Source organism: Pantoea sp. BL1 (assembly GCF_000963985.1).
Classification (GTDB): domain Bacteria; phylum Pseudomonadota; class Gammaproteobacteria; order Enterobacterales; family Enterobacteriaceae; genus Pantoea; species Pantoea rwandensis_B.
This window is the reverse complement of record NZ_JZRH01000069.1, coordinates 1-1,153: the sequence shown is the minus strand read 5'-3', so window position 1 is coordinate 1,153 and position 1,153 is coordinate 1. Positions and strand designations below refer to the sequence as shown.

Genomic DNA, 1,153 nt, shown 5'->3' with positions numbered 1-1,153 from the left:
GCCAGGGGCTTCAGCCACGGCTCCCACAGAGAGACTGACTCCGTCGCCAGCGCGCGAAGATGGTGCTCATCCGCACCGCAGGCGTTAATCAGGGATTGCAGGGTCATAAGTCTTCCTCGCTGACAAAGGTTTCATCCGGCACGTCCTGTGTGTCACTGATAATGAAAATATCGTTCGGGAGCGTGAAGTTGCGCAGCTTCAGCAGCGCCAGCGGCCCCTCACCCGCTTCGGTGCGCAGAATGTAGTTCAGCGGGCGACCGTCGGGAGCCTGCCAGGTGAGCTGCCAGCTGCTGCTGATGCCCGGATTAGCGCTGACCTGGGCTTTATCCAGCAGGCGAATCAGGCCCCAGCTGCCCGGCATGTCGCCGTACTGGCGGGTGCCGGCCTTCGTGCTTATCCAGCTCAGCGATGCGCCCGGCGCTTCGGTGTCGGCAGGCCAGGTGAAGCGTTTCCACACCGGCTGCTGATTCATGTACGTGAGCTTCTGGCTGTCGATCATCAGGTCAGTCTGCATCACGTCTGCGGCCGTACCGGGACGGAGCTCAAAGTGCAGCCCGGCCTCTCCGCGGGTGAACACCACGTCGGAAATCCGGCTCAGCTGGTTCATCGCTTTCAGGAATGCGGGATTGAACGTCAGCCCCTGGGCGTTGATGCTGTCCGGTACCCAGCGGGTGCCTTCGCGGTGCAGTACGCCGCTCAGACGCGACTGCAGGAAGCGGGTGATGCGGCCGTTGTCCGCGTTCAGATATTTTGCCAGCAGCGGCAGTGACACCTCGCTGCTGACGTTTTTAAACGGATAACGTCCGCCAAACGCGCTGTTCCACTCGTTCACCACCGCCTGCTGCCACCGGGCGTTCAGGCTTTCCGCTGCCGGCCTCAGCACCTGCTGCCAGGCCTGCTCCATCGGACGCACAAACACCGTCTGACCAAAACCGCTCCATTCCTGCCCGAGTCCGGCGGCGACCAGGCTGCCGTAGTCGCGGGTGTCAGTGAAGTCAACGGTTTTCCCCTGGAACACCGTCTGCGCCAGCGTCTGCGTCATCGCCTGCGGGTCTGCCGCGTTGGTGACCTGCTGCAGGCGCAGACGCACCTGCGTGACGCGCGTCAGGAAGGTGCGCAGGCTCATACTGCTGCTGCCCTGATTATCCATCAG

Annotated in this window: 1 protein-coding gene; it reads right to left on the bottom strand. The window is 62.9% G+C overall.

The window, feature by feature from the left end:
• Positions 1–103: 103 nt before the first annotated feature.
• Positions 104–1,153: type VI secretion IcmF C-terminal domain-containing protein (locus VH86_RS23805; protein WP_045834342.1), on the bottom strand; the 1,050-nt coding region annotated here is incomplete at its 5' end.